The following is a 775-nucleotide window of genomic DNA, read 5'->3' on the forward strand; positions in this document are numbered from 1 at the left end:
GCCCTCGCCATCTTCATCGCCTTCTATGTGATTGCCGGGGCGATAACCGTTGCCGTGCCGGACTGGCTGCGCCAGGCGTCGAACGGCACGACGGGCTATCTGCCGCCGTTCCTGGCGCTCGCCTTCTTCGGCGCGCTGGTGGCCGCCAGCGGCAATCGCGCCGGCTGGTACAATCTGGCCGGGTCGGCGATCTTCGTGGTGTCCGTCATCTGCCGGATGATCGACCCGCTGGTCTGCGGCGGCTTCCCGCTCGGCACGCACTTCCTCTGGCACATCCTCAACGGGCTGATGCTGGGTGTGTTGTTGGCCGCCGCGGCGCGGTTCGGGAAGCCGAAAGTAAGGGAATAGGGGAATAGGGGAATAGGGGAATAGGGGAGGCTATTCGGCTGTAAGTTTACGGATGAGAAGTCGAAGAAGCTTTCCCACACTTTCGGTACTCGCCAACAATGGGCCGGACGTCGCTTTCGGCGCGATGCCAATACGTTCAGCAATCAGAAGCTGAGTTTCCAGTTCCTTCAATGATCCTTGGGCAATACGGAGAAACTGCAGATAGGAGCCTCGAATTTCCCTGCCATACCCCTCGGCTATGTTCGCCGGCACCGACGTTGCAGAGCGCCGCACTTGGCTGGTCAGTCCATAAAGTTCTTCTTTGGGCCAGGATTTCGTAGCACCGTAGACCGCCACCGCAAGATCCATCGCCTGCTCCCAAACCAGCAAGTCCTTGTAGGACCCTGTTTTTTCGGTCATCCGTCCCTACTCCCCTACTCCCCTACTC

General features: G+C 59.9%; 1 protein-coding gene and 1 pseudogene. One reads left to right on the plus strand and one right to left on the minus strand.

The features are described from left to right. Positions 1-348: pseudogene (locus EN994_RS33815) on the plus strand (hypothetical protein); the annotation flags it as partial. Positions 349-378: 30 nt separating this feature from the next. Here the strand turns inward: EN994_RS33815 and EN994_RS33820 are convergent. Continuing rightward, positions 379-747 carry a four helix bundle protein gene (locus tag EN994_RS33820; protein ID WP_063170070.1) on the minus strand — a complete coding sequence of 123 codons (369 nt, stop codon included), beginning with the start codon at positions 745-747 and terminating at the stop codon, positions 379-381. Positions 748-775: the final 28 nt, after the last annotated feature.

This window comes from Mesorhizobium sp. M7A.F.Ca.CA.002.09.1.1, assembly GCF_003998555.1.
Classification (GTDB): Bacteria; Pseudomonadota; Alphaproteobacteria; order Rhizobiales; family Rhizobiaceae; genus Mesorhizobium; species Mesorhizobium ciceri.

Excerpts from the sequence above, each read along its gene's own strand:
- EN994_RS33820 (WP_063170070.1), bottom strand. The coding sequence starts at position 747 with ATGACCGAAAAAACAGGGTCCTACAAGGACTTGCTGGTTTGGGAGCAG.